Annotated in this window: 18 protein-coding genes and 1 pseudogene; 13 read left to right on the top strand and 6 right to left on the bottom strand. The window is 66.6% G+C overall.

Features of this window, described 5'->3' with window-relative positions:
* The first annotated feature begins 8 nt into the window (after positions 1 to 8).
* The 4 genes from AB0N05_RS37160 (at position 9) to AB0N05_RS37145 (ending at position 3634) form a co-directional block, all read left to right on the top strand.
* Positions 9 to 815: an ABC transporter ATP-binding protein gene (locus tag AB0N05_RS37160; RefSeq protein WP_364703371.1), complete on the top strand. Its 807-nt coding sequence runs from the start codon at positions 9 to 11 to the stop codon at positions 813 to 815.
* A complete protein-coding gene (locus AB0N05_RS37155) occupies positions 812 to 1588 on the top strand; it encodes an ABC transporter permease subunit (protein ID WP_364703368.1) in 777 nt (258 codons plus the stop codon). The genes AB0N05_RS37160 and AB0N05_RS37155 overlap by 4 nt, the downstream gene beginning before the upstream one ends.
* Positions 1588 to 2451, top strand: coding sequence for an ABC transporter permease subunit (locus AB0N05_RS37150; protein ID WP_364703365.1), 864 nt, complete (start codon positions 1588 to 1590; stop codon positions 2449 to 2451). The genes AB0N05_RS37155 and AB0N05_RS37150 overlap by 1 nt, the downstream gene beginning before the upstream one ends.
* Positions 2452 to 2539: 88 nt before the next feature.
* Positions 2540 to 3634 carry an ABC transporter substrate-binding protein gene (locus AB0N05_RS37145; protein WP_364703524.1) on the top strand — a complete coding sequence of 365 codons (1095 nt, stop codon included), beginning with the start codon at positions 2540 to 2542 and terminating at the stop codon, positions 3632 to 3634.
* 88 nt (positions 3635 to 3722) lie between these two features.
* On the opposite strand, the gene AB0N05_RS37140 is transcribed toward AB0N05_RS37145, so the two are convergent.
* The 3 genes and pseudogenes from AB0N05_RS37140 to AB0N05_RS37130 all read right to left on the bottom strand — a co-directional run.
* The gene (locus AB0N05_RS37140; RefSeq protein ID WP_364703362.1) at positions 3723 to 4739 is read right to left on the bottom strand and encodes an XdhC family protein; all 1017 of its coding nucleotides are present in this window, start codon (positions 4737 to 4739) and stop codon (positions 3723 to 3725) included.
* A 14-nt stretch (positions 4740 to 4753) separates the two neighbouring features.
* Entirely contained in the window at positions 4754 to 5074 is a 321-nt protein-coding gene (locus tag AB0N05_RS37135) for an NTP transferase domain-containing protein (RefSeq protein WP_364703521.1), read from the bottom strand.
* Positions 5075 to 5251: 177 nt separating this feature from the next.
* A pseudogene (locus tag AB0N05_RS37130) lies at positions 5252 to 5548 on the bottom strand (NTP transferase domain-containing protein); the annotation flags it as partial.
* Between the two features lie 77 nt (positions 5549 to 5625).
* Here AB0N05_RS37130 and uraD point away from each other — a divergent pair.
* The 3 genes from uraD to AB0N05_RS37115 are packed head-to-tail and all read left to right on the top strand — an operon-like array spanning position 5626 to position 7582.
* On the top strand, positions 5626 to 6132 hold the full coding sequence (gene uraD, locus AB0N05_RS37125; RefSeq protein WP_364703359.1) for a 2-oxo-4-hydroxy-4-carboxy-5-ureidoimidazoline decarboxylase: 507 nt from the start codon (positions 5626 to 5628) through the stop codon (positions 6130 to 6132).
* A 20-nt stretch (positions 6133 to 6152) separates the two neighbouring features.
* Positions 6153 to 6203, top strand: coding sequence for a hypothetical protein (locus AB0N05_RS37120; protein ID WP_364703518.1), 51 nt, complete (start codon positions 6153 to 6155; stop codon positions 6201 to 6203).
* Between the two features lie 5 nt (positions 6204 to 6208).
* On the top strand, positions 6209 to 7582 hold the full coding sequence (locus tag AB0N05_RS37115) for an 8-oxoguanine deaminase (RefSeq protein ID WP_364703357.1): 1374 nt from the start codon (positions 6209 to 6211) through the stop codon (positions 7580 to 7582).
* Between the two features lie 8 nt (positions 7583 to 7590).
* Here the strand turns inward: AB0N05_RS37115 and AB0N05_RS37110 are convergent, their stop codons facing one another.
* On the bottom strand, positions 7591 to 10284 hold the full coding sequence (locus tag AB0N05_RS37110; RefSeq protein WP_364703354.1) for a tetratricopeptide repeat protein: 2694 nt from the start codon (positions 10282 to 10284) through the stop codon (positions 7591 to 7593).
* A gap of 213 nt (positions 10285 to 10497) precedes the next feature.
* On the opposite strand from AB0N05_RS37110, the gene AB0N05_RS37105 reads away from it, so the two are divergent.
* The 4 genes from AB0N05_RS37105 to AB0N05_RS37090 all read left to right on the top strand — a co-directional run bounded on the left by AB0N05_RS37105 (position 10498) and on the right by AB0N05_RS37090 (position 14880).
* Positions 10498 to 10902: a hypothetical protein gene (locus AB0N05_RS37105; RefSeq protein WP_364703351.1), complete on the top strand. Its 405-nt coding sequence runs from the start codon at positions 10498 to 10500 to the stop codon at positions 10900 to 10902.
* The gene (locus AB0N05_RS37100; protein WP_364703349.1) at positions 10899 to 11099 is read left to right on the top strand and encodes a hypothetical protein; all 201 of its coding nucleotides are present in this window, start codon (positions 10899 to 10901) and stop codon (positions 11097 to 11099) included. The genes AB0N05_RS37105 and AB0N05_RS37100 overlap by 4 nt, the downstream gene beginning before the upstream one ends.
* A gap of 116 nt (positions 11100 to 11215) precedes the next feature.
* Entirely contained in the window at positions 11216 to 12049 is an 834-nt protein-coding gene (locus AB0N05_RS37095) for an FAD binding domain-containing protein (protein ID WP_364703346.1), read from the top strand.
* Positions 12046 to 14880 carry a molybdopterin cofactor-binding domain-containing protein gene (locus tag AB0N05_RS37090; RefSeq protein WP_364703343.1) on the top strand — a complete coding sequence of 945 codons (2835 nt, stop codon included), beginning with the start codon at positions 12046 to 12048 and terminating at the stop codon, positions 14878 to 14880. The genes AB0N05_RS37095 and AB0N05_RS37090 overlap by 4 nt, the downstream gene beginning before the upstream one ends.
* Positions 14881 to 14932: 52 nt before the next feature.
* Here the strand turns inward: AB0N05_RS37090 and AB0N05_RS37085 are convergent, their stop codons facing one another.
* Positions 14933 to 15409: a DUF1772 domain-containing protein gene (locus tag AB0N05_RS37085; RefSeq protein ID WP_364703340.1), complete on the bottom strand. Its 477-nt coding sequence runs from the start codon at positions 15407 to 15409 to the stop codon at positions 14933 to 14935.
* A gap of 101 nt (positions 15410 to 15510) precedes the next feature.
* The gene (locus AB0N05_RS37080) at positions 15511 to 16656 is read right to left on the bottom strand and encodes a lipase family protein (RefSeq protein ID WP_364703337.1); all 1146 of its coding nucleotides are present in this window, start codon (positions 16654 to 16656) and stop codon (positions 15511 to 15513) included.
* 480 nt (positions 16657 to 17136) lie between these two features.
* On the opposite strand from AB0N05_RS37080, the gene aceA reads away from it, so the two are divergent.
* The gene (gene aceA, locus AB0N05_RS37075; RefSeq protein WP_364703334.1) at positions 17137 to 18426 is read left to right on the top strand and encodes an isocitrate lyase; all 1290 of its coding nucleotides are present in this window, start codon (positions 17137 to 17139) and stop codon (positions 18424 to 18426) included.
* 272 nt (positions 18427 to 18698) lie between these two features.
* The gene (locus AB0N05_RS37070) at positions 18699 to 19568 is read left to right on the top strand and encodes a 3-hydroxybutyryl-CoA dehydrogenase (RefSeq protein WP_364703332.1); all 870 of its coding nucleotides are present in this window, start codon (positions 18699 to 18701) and stop codon (positions 19566 to 19568) included.
* Positions 19569 to 19697: the final 129 nt, after the last annotated feature.

Genomic DNA, 19697 nt, shown 5'->3' with positions numbered 1-19697 from the left:
GTGAGCCTATGAGTTCGGAAGACGTGCCCGCGGGAACTGGCATTCACATCAGTGGGTTGAGCAAGACATTCCGGTCGGGACGGCGCTCCGTGCAGGCCTTGGACGCCGTCGACCTGCACACCAAAGAGGGCGCGTTCCTGTCGCTGCTCGGCCCGTCCGGCTGCGGCAAGTCCACGATTCTGCGCATCCTCGCCGGGCTGGACACACCCAGCGCGGGCACCGCGACCATCAATGGCGAAACGCCGGAGGAACTGCGACGGCGGCACGAATTCGGGATCGCCTTCCAGGATTCGGCGCTGCTGCCCTGGCGCAGTGTGGAAGCCAATATCAAACTTCCGCTGCAAGTCGCCGGACTGCCCGCCGACCCGAAATTGATCGCCGACCTCATCGCCCTGGTCGGCCTGGAAGGCTTTGAGAAGGCCAAACCGGCGCAACTGTCCGGCGGTATGCGGCAGCGCGTGTCGATCGCCCGGGCCTTGGTGGTGAAACCCAAGATCCTGCTGCTCGACGAACCCTTCGGCGCACTCGACGATATGACCCGGCAGCGGCTCAACCTGGAACTGCTGCGCATCTGGACCGAAAAGCCCGCCACCACGCTCATGGTCACGCACGGCATTGCCGAAGCCGTCTTCCTCTCCGACGTGGTCGCCGTCATGAGCCCGCGCCCCGGCCGCGTGGTGGAGGTCGTGGAAATCGACCTGCCGCGCCCGCGCACCCCCGAAATGATGCGCACCCCGGAATTCCACAAACTGCACGACTACCTGTCGGAACTGCTGTTCGGGCGGAGCGGGCACGGCGGGGTGGTGACGGAATGAACTGGGGCGCAATCAGAGAACGCCTGTCACCACGGCAGCTCGGCGGAGTCGCCGGTATCGCCTTGCTGCTGGCGGTCTGGTGGCTGCTCGGCGCACTGCGCGTCGCGGGCGGCACCGTACCGGGACCGTGGCAGGTGCTGCACACCATGTACTCCGACGGCTGGGCGCTCTACGGCCCCAACTTCAAGGTGACCGCCTGGGGTGCGCTGCAAGGGTTCGCGTGGGGCAATGCCCTCGCCATCGTGCTGGCCATTCTGGTGGTGTTGATCCCGCCCATCGAAATGCTGGTCACCCAGCTGGCCATCCTCAGCTACTGCACGCCGCTGCTGGCGCTCGGGCCGATCATCCTGGTGGTGTTCGGTGGACGCACCCCGACCGTGTTCCTGGCCGCCATGTACTGCTTCTTCACCACCATGGTCGGCACCGTGACCGGCCTGCGCTCCGCCGACAGGACCAGCCTCGACCTGGTCCGCGCGTACGGCGGCGGCGAATGGCAGCAACTGCGCCGGGTGAAACTGATCGCGGCACTGCCGAACACCCTGGCCGCCTTGAAGATCGCCGCACCCTCGGCGGTGCTGGGCGCGATCATCGGCGAGTACCTGGGCGGCGTGGACAGCGGCATCGGCGTGGCCTTGACCGCCGCGCAGACCGCCTACAACGTGCCACGCACCTGGGGCATGGCATTGGCGGCCGCCGCGCTCGCCGGACTCGGGTATGCGCTGGTGGCAATCGTGGCGCGGATCGCTTTGCCATGGGCACGAGCGGAGGCGTGATGAGCGAGATCAACTTGAACAAACCACCGCAGGTCGAGGTTCCGCCGCGGAGCGGGCTCGCCACAACCATGAATGTGCTGCGGCCCATCGGCAGATTCCTGCTGCCGCTGCTGGTTTCGCTGGTCCTGCTGGTGGCGCTCTGGTACGGCTTCCTGAAGCTGTATCCGCAGGTCGGACTGGTCGGCAAGAGCCCCGGCGACGTCTGGAACTACCTGGTGACCGGGCCGACCTCCGGGGCCGCGCGGCAGGTCATCTTCGCCGAAATGCGAATCACCCTGCGCGATGCGACCATCGGATTCATTGCCGGACTGGGCGCGGCGCTCGTGGTGTCCGCGCTGTTCGTCGGCGTGCCCGCCATCGCGCAGGCATTCCTGCCGGTCGCCATGCTGCTGCGGTCCGTGCCGCTGGTGGCCCTCACGCCGATCATCGTGCTGGTCTTCGGGCGCGGGCTGATGGGCGTGACCGTCATGGCGGCCATCGTGGTGTTCTTCCCCGCCCTGGTCATGATCATGACCGGGCTGAAATCCGCGCCACGCCAAGCCATGGAACTGGTTGCGGCATACGGTGGCTCGCAATGGACGGCGCTGCGCATGGTGGCCGTTCCCGCCGCCCTGCCCTCGGTGTTCGCGGCCGCGCGAATCTCGGTCCCCGGCGCGCTGATCGGCGCACTCCTCGGCGAATGGCTGGGCAGCGGCACCGGATTGGGCGCGGGCCTGATCCGCGCCATACCCACCTTCCAATACAACCGTTTGTGGGCGTCCATCGCGCTCGTGACGGTGGTTTCGGTATTCGCCTACGCCGTCGTCGGCGTGCTCGAGAATCTGGTCCTCGCCCGATTCGCACCGGGCCGGGAGCGGGATTGAAGTCACGAGTTAACCCAGCGCACACAAATACCCTCGCGAAAGCAAAATATCGGAAACCGAAAACCCCTAGATTCGGCGCATGAGTCGTATGTCCCGGCCGAGTCCGGTCACCCCAGTTTCCCTCGATCGGCGATCCTTCCTCCGCTACGCCGGTCTCACCGGCGCGGTGATCGGCGGTGCCGGACTGCTCGCCGCCTGCGGCAAGGACTCCTCCGGGTCCAGCAATTACGGCAGCAGCGCCGACGGATCGAAGTACGGCACCGTCGCCGTCCAGCTGTCCTGGCTGAAGAACATCGAATTCGCGGGCGAATACTTCGCGGACTCGAAGGGCTACTTCAAGGACGCCGGCTTCGGCACGGTGAACCTGGTCGCGGGCGGCGCGGCCAGCACCTCGGTGGAGGCCGGGCTCGGCACCGGCAAGATCTGGATCGGCATGTCCGCGCCGCAGACCACCGCGCCCGCCATCATCGAGGGCCTACCCGCCAAGATCGTCGGCACCACCTATCAGAAGAACCCCTTCTGCATTGTCAGCTCCGCGAATAAGCCGATCCGCACCCCGCAGGAAATGAAGGGCCGCAAGATCGGTGTGCAGGACACCAACCAGCTCATCTTCAATGCCCTGCTCACCGCCAATGGCATGACGCCCAGCGACGTCACCATCGTGCCCGCCCAATTCGATCCCACACCGCTCGCCAATGGCGAGGTCGACGGCTGGGTCAGCTATGTGACCAATGAGCCGATCACCCTCGCCGCCAAGGGATTCACCAACTACAGCTTCCTCTTCGCCGACTACAACCTCCCGCTGGTCGCGGAGACCCTGACCGTGCACCAGCACACCATCGACAAGGAGCGCGACAAGCTGAAGGCCTTCCTCGCCGCCGATATCAAGGGCTGGAAGGACGTCATCGCCGATCCCGCCGAGGGCGCACGCCTGGCCGTCGAGGTGTACGGCAAGGATCAGCGCCTGGACCTCGCGGAACAGACAAAGGAAGCCATGGCCCAGAACGGCCTGGTCGAATCCGCCGATTCGAAGGCCAATGGCCTGTTCACCATGACCGACGACCTCATCGCCAAGAACATCGCCGCGCTCGGCAAATCCAAGATCGACATCACCGCGGACAAGCTCTTCGACATGTCCATCCTCAAAGAGCTCTACGCCGAACACCCCGAACTGAAGGGGTAGTCCCCGACAAGATCAGGGAGCTCTGGTGGCGGAATTACCTCCCGAATTCCGCCATGAGAGCTCCCTCGTCGTTAGGGATCCCTCGTCGTCAGGGCACCAGGGAGGGGCGGCGGTGGGTGAGGGAGGAGAGGGGCTCGGCGGTGGCGTTGTTGCGGGCTGCGAGGAGTTCGGCCGCTATGGCGAGGGCGGTTTCGGCGGGGGTCTGGGCACCCAGGTCGAGGCCTGCGGGGGAGTGGAGGCGGGAGAGGGTTTCGTCGTCGAAGCCGCCCGCTTGGAGGGCTTCGAGGCGGTGGGCGTGGGCATTGCTGGAGCCCATCGCGGCCAGGAAGCCCAGGTCGGGTAGTCGCAAAGCGACTGTGAGCAGGGGGATTTCGAATTTGGCGTCATTGGTGAGGACGACAACCGCTGTACTGGAATCGATTTCACCGGCCGAGGCGAGCGTGTTCAGGTAGCGGTGCGGCCAGTCGACCACCACCTCGCAGCCGGGGTAGGCGTCGGCCGTGGCGAAGGTGGAGCGGGCGTCGCAGATCGTTACCCGGTAGCCGAGTAGTCGAGCCTGAACGGCCAGCGCCGAGGCGAAAGCATTGGCGCCCATGATGATCAGGCGGCGCGGGCGGGTGAACGACGAGACGAACACATCCGAATCCGGGAGCGAGACCAGTTCGGTGGCATGTTTACGGTCGGTGACCAGATGCTGGCCGATCACATCCGGATCGGAATGCCACACCACCGTGAACACCGTGACCTGACGCTGCGCCGCCATATCCGCGGCCACATCCGGGAATTCCGGGAAATGCCTGCGCGAGAACGGTTCCGCGAAAATATCGAAGGTGCCGGAGCAATCCATGCCCGCATCCAGGCCGCTGCCCGGCCCGAACCGATGCAGTCCGCGATGCCCGGTCCGCAGGGCGGTCATAGCCGCTTCGTATGCCGCGGCCTCCGCGCACCCGGCCGATACCGACCCGAAGGCCCGTCCGTCGGCATCCACCACCATGGCCGATCCGATTGGCATGGGTACCGAGCCTTGTGTCCGAACCAGAGTGGCCAATCCGCCGGTGCGCCCGCTGTGCCAAACCCGCAATAGGTCGTCGACGATATCCCGCATTCAATTGCTCCCGCTCACCGTGCGCTGCCACCCGGATAGTCCTGATCGACACCGGTCGCGAGGTCATCGCACGTGACGCACACCATATCCGGTCGTTGCCTTAAATAAGTGCCCGCCCCGGAATTCCCCTCCGCTTGCCGCGCCGCCCCCACCCAATGCCCTCGCCCCAACACCACCGGATGCCCCGGCCGCCCCTCGAAAACCGCCCGCGCCAACCGACTCTCACTACCCCGCGCCGCCGCCACAACCCGAGCCACCACCGCACCCCCGACATCCGGCGTATCCACCGGCATGATCGCCACGAATTCGGCGGGCCCACCTACGAATCCGCCCATTCCGTCCCTGTTCCCACCCACAGCATTCCCCACCCCACCAATCCCCGCCGCAGCATTCCGCCTAGCAATATTCCGCGACGAAGCAATACTTTGCCCCGGTAGATCCCCGGTTCCATTCCCGAACAACATCGCCGAACGCCGCGCCCTCACCCCCGCCCCCGCCCCCGCAGCCGCCGCCAACCCAGCCCGCATGGAGGCACTGACCCCTTCCGCCCAATCCGACGCCCACACCGGCTGCGTCCCCGAAGGCAATGGGATGCGGGAGGTTTGCGACACCCACCAGGACCCGGGCCCGACAGAGTAAGCAGGCCCAGTAGCCCCCAACACCACAAAGATCCGCGCGCACCCCCCATCGCGCAGCGCCCCCACCGCCGTCCGCAGCCAAGCCCCATCCTCGGCCAGCACTTTCGGCATCCCATACCGGGTGCCCGCACCGGCCGCGAGCACAATGCCGTCACAGCGATCGGGGGTCATGCGGGCAGGGTAACCCCGCCCCGTGATCTTCGCCCGTCGAGTGGCGGGGCGGGTTGCCATGATCGATGCTGGAAGCGATGACGGACAACAGGATCGGCTGGACGGAATTCGCACTGCTCACGGAGTCGGCGGCGGCGAAGACCTTGCTGACATGCTGCTCCTCGCCCGCGTGGGCGCAGGCGGTGGCGGCTCGGCGGCCTTACTCGAATATTGACGAATTGCTTATTGCCGCCGACGCGGAATTGACCGCGTTGAGCGAGGGGGAGGTGGATCGGGCGCTGGCGGGGCATCCCCGGATCGGGGAGCGGACCGAGGATGCGAACTCGGCTCGGGAGCAGGCGGGGATGGCCGATGCCGACGACGCGGTGCGGGTCGGGATTGCGGTGGGGAATGAGGAGTATGAGGCAAAGTTCGGGCATGTGTATTTGGTGTGTGCGAGTGGGCGGACTTCGGAGGAGTTGCTGGCGGTGTTGATGGAACGGATCGGGAATGACGCCGAGACCGAGAGGCGGATCGTGCGGCAGGAATTGGGGAAGATCAATCGGATTCGGCTGCGGCGGCTGTTGATCACCGAGGATGCTTGAGCGGGGAGCGGCACTATCACGTGCCGTTGCTGCTCTCGCCCTTCGCCTACTCCACCTATCGAGGTAGTTGATCCGTATGAGCGCTCCTTCGAACGACACACTGCTGGTGATCGAAGGCTGCGCGGTGGCCACCGTGGATGCGGCGGGCACCGAATATCGGGTCGGGCATGTCGTGGTGCGCGGCAACCGGATCGAGGCCGTGGGGTCCGGGCCCGCGCCCGAGACCGCCGGAGCCACCCGGATCGACGGGCGGGGTTGCCTGCTCACGCCGGGATTGGTGAATACGCACCACCACCTCTACCAGTGGGTCACGCGCGGGCTGGCCGCCGATGCCACGCTGTTCGAATGGCTCACCACGCTGTACCCGGTGTGGGCGGGCATCGACGAGGACGCCGTGCGCGTCGCGGCCACCGGCGGACTGGCCTCGCTGGCGCGCACCGGATGCACGACCACCACCGATCACCACTACGTCTTTCCGCGCGAGGGTGGTGATCTGCTGGGCGCGGAGATCGACGCCGCCGCACAGGTCGGGCTGCGCTTTCACCCCACCCGCGGATCCATGGACCTGGGCCGCAGCGCGGGCGGCCTGCCGCCCGACTCCGTGGTGGAGACCCTCGACGACATTCTGAAGGCCAGTGCCGACGCCGTGTCCCGGTGGCATGACGAGTCCTTCGACTCGATGCTCCGCATCGGCCTCGCCCCCTGCTCCCCGTTCTCCGTCACAGCCGACCTGCTGCGCGAATCCGCGCTGCTGGCAAGGGAACTCGGAGTCCGCCTGCACACCCACGCTGCCGAAACCGTCGACGAACACGAGTACTGCCTCAGCACCCACGGCTGCACCCCCGCCGAATACCTGGAACAGCTCGGCTGGGTCGGGTCCGACGTCTGGTGGGCGCACGCCATCCACCTCGACGACACCGCCATCGCCACCCTGGCGAAAACCGCCACCGGCGTAGCCCATTGCCCCACCTCCAATGCCCGCATCGGCGCGGGCATCGCCCGCATCGTCGACCTGCACGCCGCCGGAGTCCCGATCGGCCTCGGTGTGGACGGCGCCGCCAGCAACGAATCCAGCTCCCTCATAGAGGAACCCCGCAACGCCCTCCTGTTCGCCCGCCAGCGCAACGGCCCCCAAGCCCTCTCCGTCCGCACCGCCCTCGAACTCGCCACGCTCGGCGGAGCGCGAGTTCTGGGCCGCCACAAGGAAATCGGCTCGATCGAACCCGGAAAACTGGCCGACCTCGCCCTCTGGAACCTCGGCACCCTCGCCCACGCCGGTATCGAGGACCCCATAGCCGCTCTCATCCTCGGCTCCGCACCACCCCTCGCCGCCCTCCTGGTCAACGGCCGGATAGTTGTGCGCAACACGGTAATCCAGACAATCGATGAGGAAGCGGTCGGCCGTGAGGTGGCCCGCGCCCAGGCGAAGCTGGTCGCGAAGGCCGGGTGACTCACTCGTCAGATCTCGAAGCCCAAGCGGTGCAAGTCTTCCTGAACTCGGGCGGGGAGCTTCACGCGCTTGCGTTTGCAGCGCTCCAAGGCTTCGGCCAGTTCTCCGCGGACCTGGTCGGCGAGCATCATGCCCATGCTCTCGTAGAGCAGGAGGGCCTTGCAGTAGAGGTCGCAGGGACGCCATTGGGAGCCTGCGATCAAAGCCAGATCGGCAAGGGAGCGCAGGGCGTCGGCTTCACCGTGCGGGTCGCGATTGCGGCGCGCTCGGTCCAGAGAATCGGAGTAGTACTCCTGGGCGGCATCCAGGTCGCCGACGGCGCGTTCGATATGACCGAGGCCGCGCAGCGTGTCGACTTGCAGGATACGGTCGTTCATCTCGAGGCTGATGGCGTGGGCCTTCTCCAAATGGCCTCGAGCAGTGAGGTATTCACCGGAGACACGGGAGACGAAGCCCAGACCCCACAGCGACCAGCCGAGGCTGTAGGGGTCGCCGATCTCGGTGGCTATGCGGAGCGAATCCAGGTAGTAGCCGTGGGCGATCTCCAAGTCACCGCCCTTGTCGTCGACGGACATGCGTTCGATGTGGCCGAGGCCGCGCAAGGCATCGCCCTCGAACTTTCGGTGCTCGAGTCTTCTGGCTATGCCGACCACATCGGCGTACGCGCTGCGGGCACGATCGAAATCGCCTATGTGGCGGCGGACTTCGGCGTATCCCCACAGCGAGGCGGCCATTCGAAGGGCGTCGTCCAGCTCGATGGATATGGTGTGTGCTTCCTCGAAACACTTTGCGGCCGTGTCGTAGTCGCAGGAGCGGCGGTAGACGCTGCCCAGATCGAACAGCACATCACATTCGGTGGTTCGGTCGTTGTTGCCGCGTGCGATCGCCAATGCGCGCACGAACAACCAGCGCGCGTCCGACCAGTGCCCCAGCTCGGACAGATGCGCGCCGAGGAGCCGGGCCAACTCCCCGGTATCGGCTTCCGACCCGCCTACCCGGATGCAGCCGAGCAGCAGTTCCCGCTCCCTGTTCAGCCAATCCTGCGCCCGCAGCGTCGCACCGCTCGGATCCCCGCCGGGTCCCTTCGGGAAACTGCCCGCCGCCTCGTATGGCCGGGGTGCGCCCACCTGCCCTGCCACTCGCAGGCAGTGCCGCACCAGCCGCCCCACGGCAGCCGGATGCTCACTCTGCGCATCCTCCGCATCGGCTTGCACCCGCGCGAACAGCCGCGTCACGTCGTGAATCCGATAGCGTTGTCCCGGACCGGTTTCCGCCGGATCCAGCAACCCCACCTCGAAGATCTGCCGGATCAGCCCGTACGCCTGCGCCTGCGTAACCCCCGCCATCGGCGCGAGGGTCTCCGCGGTGATCTCGGTGCTCGGGAACCAGCCGAGCAGTCGCACCGCTCGCTGCAATTCCGGATCCGGTAGCCGCTTGTACGACAATTCGAAAGCGGCACGCAGGGTTTCGCCCTCTGCCGAGAAGTAGTCCAGGGCGCGTTCCGCGACCGACTCCTCCGAGGTCTCCTCCGGCCCCTGTCGCATGCGCTCGGCGAGCCGCATGAACTCCGCCGCCGCCGCGCTCAGCAGATCCGGTCCGTGATGGGCGATCTGACCGGCGATCAGCCGGATGGCGAGCGGCAGCCCGCCCGCCGCGCGCAGGACCCGCCGCGCCGCCTCCACGTCGTAATCCGCTGGCAGATGCGCCAGTTCGACCAGCATTTCCTCCGATTCCAGCGGCTCCATGGCATCCAATTGCAGTGGCACACTGCCACTCAACGCGGTCAGTTTGTGCCGGCTGGTGATCAGTACGAAGCAGCCGCGCGCATCCGGCAGCAGCGCCCGCACCTGCGTGGACTCGAGCACATTGTCGAAAACGATGAGCATGCGCCGATCCCGCATCTCACGCCGCCAGCGTGCGGCCCGCTGTGCGATATCGGTTTCGATGGTCTCCGGCAGGACGCCGATCCGCAGCAGCAGCTGCTCCAGCACCCCCTCGGGTGTGCGCGGTGGCCGGCCATCGGTGTGACCGCGCAGGTTCTCCCAGATCACTCCGTCCGGATAATGCTCCGCGAAGTTCTGCACCACGGACCGGGCAAGCGCCGTCTTCCCCACGCCCGCAAGGCCATTGATCACATGCACGGGTGGTCCCGTCCGATTCAGATGCGCCTCCACCCGTTCGCGCAATTGCTGCTGCGGTTTGGCCCGGCCGACGAAAGGCACCAGGCCCGCGGGCAATCCACCGCCGATCGCGGTGTGCACGGTGGTGCAGTTGGCGGCCACCGCATCCCGGAAGGCCTTCACATCCGAACTCGGCATGCACGTCAGATCCTCGACATCCACGAGTTGATCCCATGAGGTGCGATAGATGGCGGCCAGGTTCTTCATCATCTCCAGGGTGGGCCGGGGCCGATTGCGTCCCTTGCCTTCCGGTCCGGGCCAGGACTCGTATTCCGAGATACGGGAGGCCTTCATGGGTGCGGTGGGCTTCCCGGTGAGCCGATTCAGCTCCTCGGCCACCTCCTGCTGGGTGAGATCGTTGGCCAGCCGCCAGGCCTTGCGCGGACGGCATCCGCGATGCCGTAATTCAGCGGCTATCAGTGCCAGCAGCTCATTTTCACGAAGTCCGATACCGAGTAGAATCCTGCGCAGTTCCTTGCGAGCTTCGACGCCGAAATCCTCGGCTTCACCGTTTTGTGACACGGTGCGCCTCCCGTATTTCCGCGGCCCCAAGAAATCCGCCCCCCAATGTGATGTTTCCTTGGTACCGCGTGGATTTCGGCTGGTCAAGCACCCGTGATGTGCCAAGAATTTTCCGCTACCGCTGGGATCGAGACGCGCGCCGATTGTCGCGACCATTGATCCACCAACCAGGACCACGGGGACTGGTCCCAGCGGAAGTAAAGGATTGGATCAATGGCAATCACTGCTTCGGACTGGCTCATCACCAGCGATGTGGCTCACGAGGTCGCATTCCGAGTCGACGTACCCGAACCGCAGCGGGGACGGTGGATACTCTCCTACCTTCCCACCTCGCTGCGATTGAACCGAGAACAGGCCATTGCCGGCGTGGTGCTGGCCGAAATGATTCTCATCGGATTACTGCGCCCCGGTGGGCAATTCGACGGCGAGATCGCCGCGCTCCACGCCGAAGTTCTCGGCCTCACCGTCACCGACGCCATGTGCCTGTTGGCCTTGCGTGTCCCGGATGACGGGGATGCCGAGGGAGACAACGGTTCCTGGCGGACGCCCCAGGGCCGTTGCGACTCGATGACCGCGACCCGGAGGGGTGGCCGCGGTCATCGGGAAGCGAGGCGATGATGTTCAATTTCGTGGCCTGGTGCCTCGGGCTGTTCGCCGCGGTCCTGGTGTTCGCATTGCTCGTCATGCTGGTGGTCGTCACCAGCTGCGGCGAGCACATCGCGACCGATCCGGGACCGCCGAGCCCGTCCGGAACTCTCGTTGCAGGCGACTGTGCCCCGTTCTGCGGGACGCCCACCGAGCGGCCGGTGACCTGATCAGGTAGTAACGAGCAAGAAACAGCGCGGAGGTTGCCGCAACCTCCGCGCAACTCTCCTCTCCTAAGGTGGAGGTTGAGGCTGCAACCGGCCCGCGGGTGAGAGCGGTGATAGCGATGGATCTGGACACGATCCGCGACGTGGTGATGGCACGGGGACGGGAGGACCTGACCGGACTCGGGGCGGGCAGCGCCGTGCTGGCCGGGGGGACCTGGCTGTATTCCGAACCACAGGACCGGCTGGATCGGCTCGTCGATATCACCGGGCTCGGGTGGACGCCGCTGACCAGCGATGATGATGGGCTGGAGATCGCTGCCACGTGCACGCTGGCCGAGCTCGCCGATACCGCGTATCCGGCGCACTGGCCCGCTACCCGGCTTTTCGGGCAGGCCTGCGGGGCGCTGGTCGCCTCGCACAAGATTCGGCGCATGGCGACCGTCGGCGGCAATGTCTGTCTGGCCCTGCCCGCGGGCGCGGTACTGGCCGCGCTGACCGCTCTGGGCGGATCCGCGCTGGTCTGGTGGTCGGGCGGGGATGAATGGATTCCCGTCTCCCGCTTCGTGATCGGACCCGGGCAGACACTCCTGGACCAAGGGGACGTGCTGCGCGCCCTCCGCATTCCCGCCGCGAACCTGCGGTCCCGCACCGCATTCCGCAAGCTCGCACTCACGCCCAAGGGGCGCTCCGGCTCCGTCGTCATGGGACGACGCGACCGCTCCGGCGCGCTCACCCTCACCCTGAGTGCCGCCACCACCCGCCCGGTCGTCCTCGAATTCCCGGACCTTCCGACCAGTGGCGAACTGTCGGCAACGCTCGCGGACATCCAACCCGACCTCTGGTACGACGACCCGCACGGCGCTCCGGACTGGCGTTGCCACATCACGTCCGTGCTCGCCGCGGAAGTCACCGCCGAACTATCCGGAGCCAACCCATCCGGAGACCGCTCATGAGAATCATCGTGGACGGCACCCCCGTCGACACCGACCCGCGCCCCGGCCAATGCCTGCGCACCCTCCTGCGCGAAACCGGCCACCTCGCACCCAAAAAAGGCTGCGATGCCGGTGACTGCGGCGCGTGCAGCGTCCTCGTGGACGGCACCGCCGTCCACTCCTGCGTCTACCCGGCACACCGCGCCGAAGGCCACACCATCACCACCGCCACCGGCCTCGCCACCGACGCCCCCACCTTCCTGCACACGCGATTCCTCGAGAACGCCGCCTTCCAATGCGGCTTCTGCACCGCCGGAATGCTCATCACCGCAACCGAACTCGCGGACTCGGGCACCCTCGACCCCGCCACCCTTCCCGAAACCCTCAAAGGCAACCTCTGTCGCTGCACCGGCTACCGATCCATCGCCGACGCCCTGACCGCCGCCCACTCGGCCGAGCCCGCGTCGTGCGGAACCGCCTGCCACAGCGGTCTCTGCGACCGCGCCAATCGCCCCGACGTAGCAGGGAGTGACCGCGCAGGTGCCGCGGGAACCTCGATTGGCGCGCTGGCCGGACCTCGAATCGTCACCGGCACAGAGCCATTCACCATGGACGTACCGCCTGCCGGAGCCGAGGACGATACGGCGAGCCTCCCACCGGATGGGGTACTGCATCTGGAGGTTCTGCGGAGTCCGCATGCCCACGCTCGAATCGTGGGAATCGATACCGCTGAGGCGGAAGCGATTCCGGGAGTACGTGCGGTATTGACGTATGCGGATTCGCCGAACCTGGCGTTTTCCACAGCGCGGCACCAGATTCGGGAAGACGATCCGGACGACACCCTGGTGCTGGATCCCGTTATGCGTTTCATCGGGCAGCGAGTTGCCGCCGTGGTGGGGGAGACACTGGCGGCCGCTCGGGCGGGATGCCGGGCCCTGAAAGTCGAATATGAGGTCCTGCCAGCTGTTTTCGAGCCCGACGAGGCGCTCGCGGTCGGCGCGCCGACGCTGCATGTGGATAAGCCCGAGTCGGCCCGGATCGCGGATGCGCAGCGAAATCTGGTCGCCGAAGTGCATGGTCGAACCGGGGATGTGACCGCCGGACTGAGCGCGGCTTCGGAAGTGGTGCAAGGGGTGTGGCAGACCCAGCGGGTGCAGCATGTGCATCTCGAGACCCACGGCAGCATCGGATGGCTCGACGAGGCCGGGCGGCTCGTCCTGCGGACCAGCACCCAGGTGCCGTTCCTGGTGCGGGACGAGCTATGCCGATTGTTCGACCTGGAACGAGACCGGGTGCGAGTGTTCGCGGCCCGCGTCGGCGGCGGCTTCGGCGGTAAACAGGAGATGTTCACCGAGGACCTGGTCGCCCTCGCGGTCCTGCGCACCGGGCAGCCGGTGCAGTACGAGCTCACCCGAACCGACGAATTCTTCACCACCGTCCGGCATCCCATGCGAGTGGAAGTCACCGCCGGCGCGGACGCCGACGGACGGCTCACCGCACTCGCCGTCGACGTGCTATCCGACGCGGGCGCGTACGGAAACCACAGCGCCGGAGTGCTTTTCCACGGCATGAACGAATCGGTCGCACTGTACCGATGCGCGAACAAGCGCATTGACGGCCGCGCCGTCTACACCAACAATGTCCCCTCCGGAGCCTTCCGCGGCTACGGACTCGGCCAGGTCATCTTCGGCATCGAATCCGCCCTCGACGAGCTCGCCCGCCGAATCAGCCTGGACCCCTTCGAATTTCGACGCCGCAATGTGGTCCGCCCCGGCGACCCTCTGATCGGCGGTTTCTGCCACGACGAACCCGACCTGGACATCGCCAGCTACGGCCTCGACCAATGCCTCGACCTCGCCGAACAAGCCCTGCGCCGCGGCAATGGCGTCCCCGCCCCCGGCCCGGAATGGCTGATCGGCGAGGGCATGGCCCCCGCCATGATCGCCACCATCCCCCCGCGCGGCCACAGCTCCACCGCCCACCTCGAACTCCTGGCCGACGGCGGTTACGAACTCCGCGTAGGCACCGCCGAATTCGGCAATGGCACCACGACCGTGCACGCCCAACTCGTCGCCACGGTCCTCGGAACCGACCCCTCCCGCGTCCACATCCGCCACGCCGACACCGACGGAACCGGCCACGACACAGGCGCATTCGGCTCCACCGGCATCACCGTCGCCGGACGCGCGACCCACGCCGCCGCCGAACAACTCTGCACTCGAATCCTGCGCCGCGCAGTCGCCCTCACCGGTCTCCCCGCCCCCCTGCACATCTTCGAACCCGGCGGAATCCGCTGCCAGGATCGACTACTCACGGCCGCCGACCTCACCGCCGACGGCCCGCTCCGCACCACCGCCACCCACGACGGCACTCCCCGCTCGGTCGCCTTCAATGTGCACGCCTTCCGTGTAGCCGTGCACCCCGTCACCGGCGAAATCCGCATCCTGCAATCCATCCAGACCGCCGACGCAGGCACGGTCCTCAACCCCGTCCAATGCCGCGGCCAGGTCGAAGGCGGCGTGGCCCAAGCCATCGGCAGCGCCCTTTACGAGGAAGTCCGCACCACCAACGGCGAGCCCACCACGAAAACCCTTCGCCGCTACCACATCCCGCAGTTCTCCGACGTCCCCTACACCGAGGTCTACTTCGCCGACACGTCCGACCCCCTGGGTCCGCTCGGTGCGAAATCGATGAGCGAATCCCCGTACAACCCGGTGGCCCCCGCCCTGGCCAATGCCGTCCGTGATGCCATCGGCGTTCGCCCCCACCACCTCCCCATGACCGCCGACCGCATCTGGCGACTCCTCACCACCCAGCACCCCGCCGAGATCCACCCAGGCCCGCCGGTCTGAATACGCGCAGACCCCGCACCGATCGGTGCGGGGTCTTGCGGGTCCGGTCGGCTCAGAAGGTGGCCAGTGCGGCGAGCAGTCCGACCAGGGCGACGGTCTGGAGGGTGACGCGGTACTTCAGGATGCTGTCCCACTTGTCCTGGAGGGCACGGGCATTCGCGGGAATGACACCGGTCTGGGCAGCCTGGGTCTGGGCGGTATTGATCGGCTTGGCGATGGTGACGTAGAAGGCCAGCCAGAGCAGCAGTGCGGCGAGCGCGAGGGCGGCCGCGACGGTGGCGGCGAGATGGCCGCCGATCGCGGCGACGACCACAGTCAGTAGCGCGGTCACCACACCGCCCGCGCCGAAGATCGGCATGCGCTTGTCGCCGTAGTAGTGGCCCCACCCGGCGGAGGCGGTGACGGTGGCGTCGTCGAGCTTGCGGTAGACCGAGCGCGTGATCAGGGCGGCACACCAGTCGGTGCCGTAGACGACGGCATTGGCGAGAACGGCGAGGGCGGCGAGGGTCTGGCCGATGACGGTGAGCATTGGAGTGCCTCTTCCTATTGAAATCTAGCAGCGCTAGGAACAGAGGCAACCATAACAGTCACGCAGTTAGTTTGTCTAGCGCTGCTAGATTTCAGTCGGAATCAGCCGAAGAGGTTGCGCACGAACGGGATCGAATCCGACAGGGAGGCATTGACCGTGCCGCTGTGATCGGTCGGATAGGTGTGCAGCGTGACCGGCTGGCCATTGGCCCGCAAGCGCGCGGCGAACGCCAGCGTTGCCGGAGTCACCACATCGGTGTCGAACAGGCCCTGCCCCATGAAGACCGGCTTGTCGTAACCGGACTCCGGGACACCCATGTAGCGGGTCAGCACACCTTGCAGGTCGGGAATCTGAGCGAGCGGCCGCGAGAACAGATTCCCGATCACCACATTCCCGGCGGTCAGTTCATTACCGAGGTCGTCCAGGCAGGAGGTATTGGCCCGGTCCAGCCAGTAGCGCCCCGAATCGTTCAGGTAGGACTCGATATTCAGCTCCGGGTAGCTGGTCCGCAGCCCATCGAGGATGTACAGCAGATACCCGGTGGTGTGCGCGCCCAGCTTGATCGGCGGTACGCCCGGTCCGAGCGGCAGCAGAATGTTCTCTATATAAGCGGGCACGCCGGTGCCGACCGCGCCCCGGTAGTCGAGGTCCGGGCCGCCGAACTCGGTGGCGTAGCGCGCGGTGGTGACCGCCGCGCCGCCGCCCTGCGACTGCCCGACCACCACCCACTTCTTCGACAGCGAGGAATAGTGGCTGGTCGCGGCCTTCACCGAGTCCACCACGTTGTGCGCCTCGACGACTCCGTTCAGATACGGATGGTCGCCGGGCGTGCCCAGCCCCGCGTAGTCGGCGGCCACGATGGCGTAACCCTGCTTCAGCCAAGCCCCGAGATAGGCCCAGTCGCGGTCGCGCGCACCGGGTCCGGCGATCGAATACGCGCATTGGTCGCCCAGCCCGATGGTGCCGTGCGCCCAGGCGATCACCGGCCAGCCGCCCGTGGGCGCTTCGCCGGGCGGGAAGTAAACGGCGGCACTGGCGGTTGTAGGCGCGTCGCGTGCCGTGGTGCTGGTGTAGAGGAAGCGCTCGGAGTTCACCGATCCGGGCGGAGTGGCGATCTCGGCCAGGGGTTCGGCGGAGGTGAACTCGCCGGTGCCCGGGGCGGGTGCGGCGGCCGCGAGCGGTGCGCCGATCAGGGTCGCGATCGAGGTCACGGCCATAGCCGTGGTGGATATCCAGCGTTGCCGCATGGGCTACTCCTTGTACTCGTTCAGGCGACCTCCTGATCAGGCTAGGACCCAACCGTCCGGTCTCAATTGCGGACCCCGGTGGGATGTCTCACATCCATCAAGATCACAATCGATTGTGAACGTGCTCACACATCGGCGCATCTCGGCGCGTCGTGTGTCGGTGGCCCCGATCACGCAAACAGTACGGGCGTTATGCAAAACTGCACGTCAGGGCTACTCGCAAGTAGGCTCCGCCGCTGCTATTCGCAAGCAAATTTCGCAGGGTTAGCAAAACACTCGCGAAAGCTAGCGGGGATTCACACTTGCAACAGGTAGACGCACATTTTTTCCTGTGCCATCGTGTGGAAGTACACCTCGCGGGCCTAGCAAGTCTGCAAATTGCCGCTCCAGCAGTGTTCGAACTTCACCGGCCGTTCATTCGGCCCGGCAGAGATTCGACCAGTGGGGCCAACCGACCGAGATCAGGAAGTGGAGTCACAGATGTCGACCATCGGCACCCCGAAGACCGCTGCGGAAATCCAGCAGGACTGGGACACCAACCCCCGCTGGAAGGGCATCGACCGCAGCTACACCGCCGAGCAGGTTGTGAAGCTCCAGGGCACCGTCGTCGAGGAGCACACGCTCGCTCGCCGCGGCGCCGAGATCCTCTGGGATCTCGTCAACAACGAGGACTACATCAACTCCCTGGGCGCCCTCACCGGCAACCAGGCCGTGCAGCAGGTCCGCGCGGGCCTCAAGGCCATCTACCTGTCCGGTTGGCAGGTCGCCGGTGACGCGAACCTGTCCGGCCACACCTACCCGGACCAGTCGCTGTACCCGGCCAACTCGGTGCCGTCGGTCGTGCGTCGCATCAACAACGCGCTGCTGCGCGCCGACGAGATCGCCAAGGTCGAGGGTGACACCTCGGTCGCCAACTGGCTGGCCCCGATCGTCGCCGACGCCGAGGCCGGCTTCGGTGGCGCCCTGAACGCCTACGAGCTGCAGAAGGCCATGATCGTGGCCGGCGCCGCCGGCGTGCACTGGGAAGACCAGCTCGCCTCGGAGAAGAAGTGCGGCCACCTCGGTGGCAAGGTGCTGATCCCGACCCAGCAGCACATCCGCACCCTGACCTCCGCGCGTCTGGCCGCCGACGTCGCCGACGTGCCGTCGGTCATCATCGCCCGCACCGACGCCGAGGCCGCCACCCTCATCACCTCCGATGTGGACGAGCGCGACCGCGAGTTCCTGGACGGCACCCGCACCGCCGAGGGCTTCTTCGGCGTGAAGAACGGCATCGAGCCCTGCATCGCGCGTGCCAAGGCCTACGCCCCCTACGCCGACCTCATCTGGATGGAGACCGGCGTGCCGGACCTCGAGGTCGCGCGCAAGTTCGCCGAGTCGGTTCGCAGCGAGTTCCCGGACCAGCTGCTGGCCTACAACTGCTCGCCGTCCTTCAACTGGAAGGCGCACCTGGACGACGCCACCATCGCGAAGTTCCAGCGTGAGCTGGGCGCCATGGGCTTCAAGTTCCAGTTCATCACCCTGGCCGGCTTCCACTCGCTGAACTACGGCATGTTCGACCTGGCGCACGGCTACGCTCGCGAGGGCATGACCGCGTTCGTCGACCTGCAGGAGCGCGAGTTCAAGGCCGCCGCCGAGCGTGGCTTCACCGCCGTCAAGCACCAGCGTGAGGTCGGCGCCGGTTACTTCGACACCATCGCCACCACCGTTGACCCGAACACCTCCACCGCTGCGCTGAAGGGTTCGACCGAAGAGGGCCAGTTCCACTGAGCCACACCGGTTCTGACTGAACCGCACAGGTTCTGAGGAACTCCTCCCGGAGCGCCGGGCAACCAGCGCTCCGGGAACCTCGAACCCCGCAGAGAGGAATGGCAGTCCCTCTCGACGGAGTTCACCTGCCCTTCCCGTCGACAGCCCCGGCGGGGAGGGCATTTTCCTATAGCTTCGAATTACGAAATCAAGACCTTAAGAAGGCGCAGGGTCGTATCCGGGTTCGACGCCTTCACCACAGCCACGACGGCCAACAACAGCAGGAGCGGGACGTGAGCAGCGAAAAGATTCAGCGCGTCGGAATCATCGGCGCGGGACAGATGGGTGCGGGCATCGCCGAGGTTTGTGCCCGGGCGCATGTCGATGTGCTTGTCTTCGAACAGACTCGTGAGCTCGCCGCCGCGGGCCGCGCCCGCATCCTGCGGTCGCTGGACCGCGCGGTGTCCAGCGGCAAGATCTCCGAGCGCGAGCGTGAGCAGACCGCCTGGCGGCTGCGCTTCACCTCCGATCTCGCCGACTTCGCCGACCGTCAGCTGGTCGTCGAGGCCGTGCTGGAGAACGAAGATGTGAAGACCGCCATCTTCGCCGAGCTGGACAAGGTCGTCACCGACCCGAACGCGGTGCTGGCCTCCAACACCTCCTCCATCCCGATCATGAAGATCGCCGTGGCCACCAATAACCCCGAGCGGGTCGTGGGCATGCACTTCTTCAACCCGGTGCCGGTGCTGCCGCTGGTCGAGCTGGTCACCACGCTCAAGACCACCGAGGCCGTCTCCGCCCGCGCCGAGCAGTTCGCCGCCGACGTGCTGGGCAAGCAGGTCGTGCGCTCCGCCGACCGCTCCGGCTTCGTGGTCAACGCGCTGCTGGTGCCGTACCTGCTCTCGGCCATCCGCATGGTCGAATCCGGTTTCGCCACCAAGGAAGACGTCGACAAGGCCATGGTGCTGGGCTGCGCCCACCCGATGGGCCCGCTCGCCCTGACCGACCTGGTCGGCCTCGACACCGTGAAGTCCATCGCCGACTCCATGTACGCCGAGTTCAAGGAGCCCCTGTACTCCGCCCCGCCGCTGCTCATGCGCATGGTCGAGGCGGGCCTGCTGGGCAAGAAGGCCGGCACCGGCTTCTACCAGTACAACCGCTAAGCACTGGCACGCGGGTACAGCTCTGCTGAACCCGACTCAGGCATAAGCTGCAAACAGGGCCGGTGACACCGGCCGGCCCGCCCGGGTTGAACTCCGCCCGGCACTCAGGGCGCATAACTGTGCGGCGTC

It is taken from the genome of Nocardia sp. NPDC051030, from assembly GCF_040683015.1.
In the GTDB taxonomy this organism is placed as follows: Bacteria; Actinomycetota; Actinomycetes; order Mycobacteriales; family Mycobacteriaceae; genus Nocardia.
Note: the sequence above shows the minus strand (reverse complement) of the source record. Positions and strands in the feature narration are given on the sequence as shown.

What these genes read in the sequence shown, in the direction of transcription:
- AB0N05_RS37115 (WP_364703357.1), top strand. Translation starts at nt 6,209, where the DNA reads ATGAGCGCTCCTTCGAACGACACACTGCTGGTGATCGAAGGCTGCGCG.
- AB0N05_RS37140 (WP_364703362.1), bottom strand. Translation starts at nt 4,739, where the DNA reads ATGCGGGATATCGTCGACGACCTATTGCGGGTTTGGCACAGCGGGCGC.
- AB0N05_RS37100 (WP_364703349.1), top strand. Translation starts at nt 10,899, where the DNA reads ATGATGTTCAATTTCGTGGCCTGGTGCCTCGGGCTGTTCGCCGCGGTC.
- AB0N05_RS37095 (WP_364703346.1), top strand. Translation starts at nt 11,216, where the DNA reads ATGGATCTGGACACGATCCGCGACGTGGTGATGGCACGGGGACGGGAG.
- AB0N05_RS37080 (WP_364703337.1), bottom strand. Translation starts at nt 16,656, where the DNA reads ATGCGGCAACGCTGGATATCCACCACGGCTATGGCCGTGACCTCGATC.
- AB0N05_RS37155 (WP_364703368.1), top strand. Translation starts at nt 812, where the DNA reads ATGAACTGGGGCGCAATCAGAGAACGCCTGTCACCACGGCAGCTCGGC.
- aceA (WP_364703334.1), top strand. Translation starts at nt 17,137, where the DNA reads ATGTCGACCATCGGCACCCCGAAGACCGCTGCGGAAATCCAGCAGGAC.
- AB0N05_RS37085 (WP_364703340.1), bottom strand. Translation starts at nt 15,409, where the DNA reads ATGCTCACCGTCATCGGCCAGACCCTCGCCGCCCTCGCCGTTCTCGCC.
- AB0N05_RS37145 (WP_364703524.1), top strand. Translation starts at nt 2,540, where the DNA reads ATGTCCCGGCCGAGTCCGGTCACCCCAGTTTCCCTCGATCGGCGATCC.
- AB0N05_RS37135 (WP_364703521.1), bottom strand. Translation starts at nt 5,074, where the DNA reads ATGGGCGGATTCGTAGGTGGGCCCGCCGAATTCGTGGCGATCATGCCG.
- AB0N05_RS37090 (WP_364703343.1), top strand. Translation starts at nt 12,046, where the DNA reads ATGAGAATCATCGTGGACGGCACCCCCGTCGACACCGACCCGCGCCCC.
- AB0N05_RS37105 (WP_364703351.1), top strand. Translation starts at nt 10,498, where the DNA reads ATGGCAATCACTGCTTCGGACTGGCTCATCACCAGCGATGTGGCTCAC.
- uraD (WP_364703359.1), top strand. Translation starts at nt 5,626, where the DNA reads ATGACGGACAACAGGATCGGCTGGACGGAATTCGCACTGCTCACGGAG.
- AB0N05_RS37150 (WP_364703365.1), top strand. Translation starts at nt 1,588, where the DNA reads ATGAGCGAGATCAACTTGAACAAACCACCGCAGGTCGAGGTTCCGCCG.
- AB0N05_RS37160 (WP_364703371.1), top strand. Translation starts at nt 9, where the DNA reads ATGAGTTCGGAAGACGTGCCCGCGGGAACTGGCATTCACATCAGTGGG.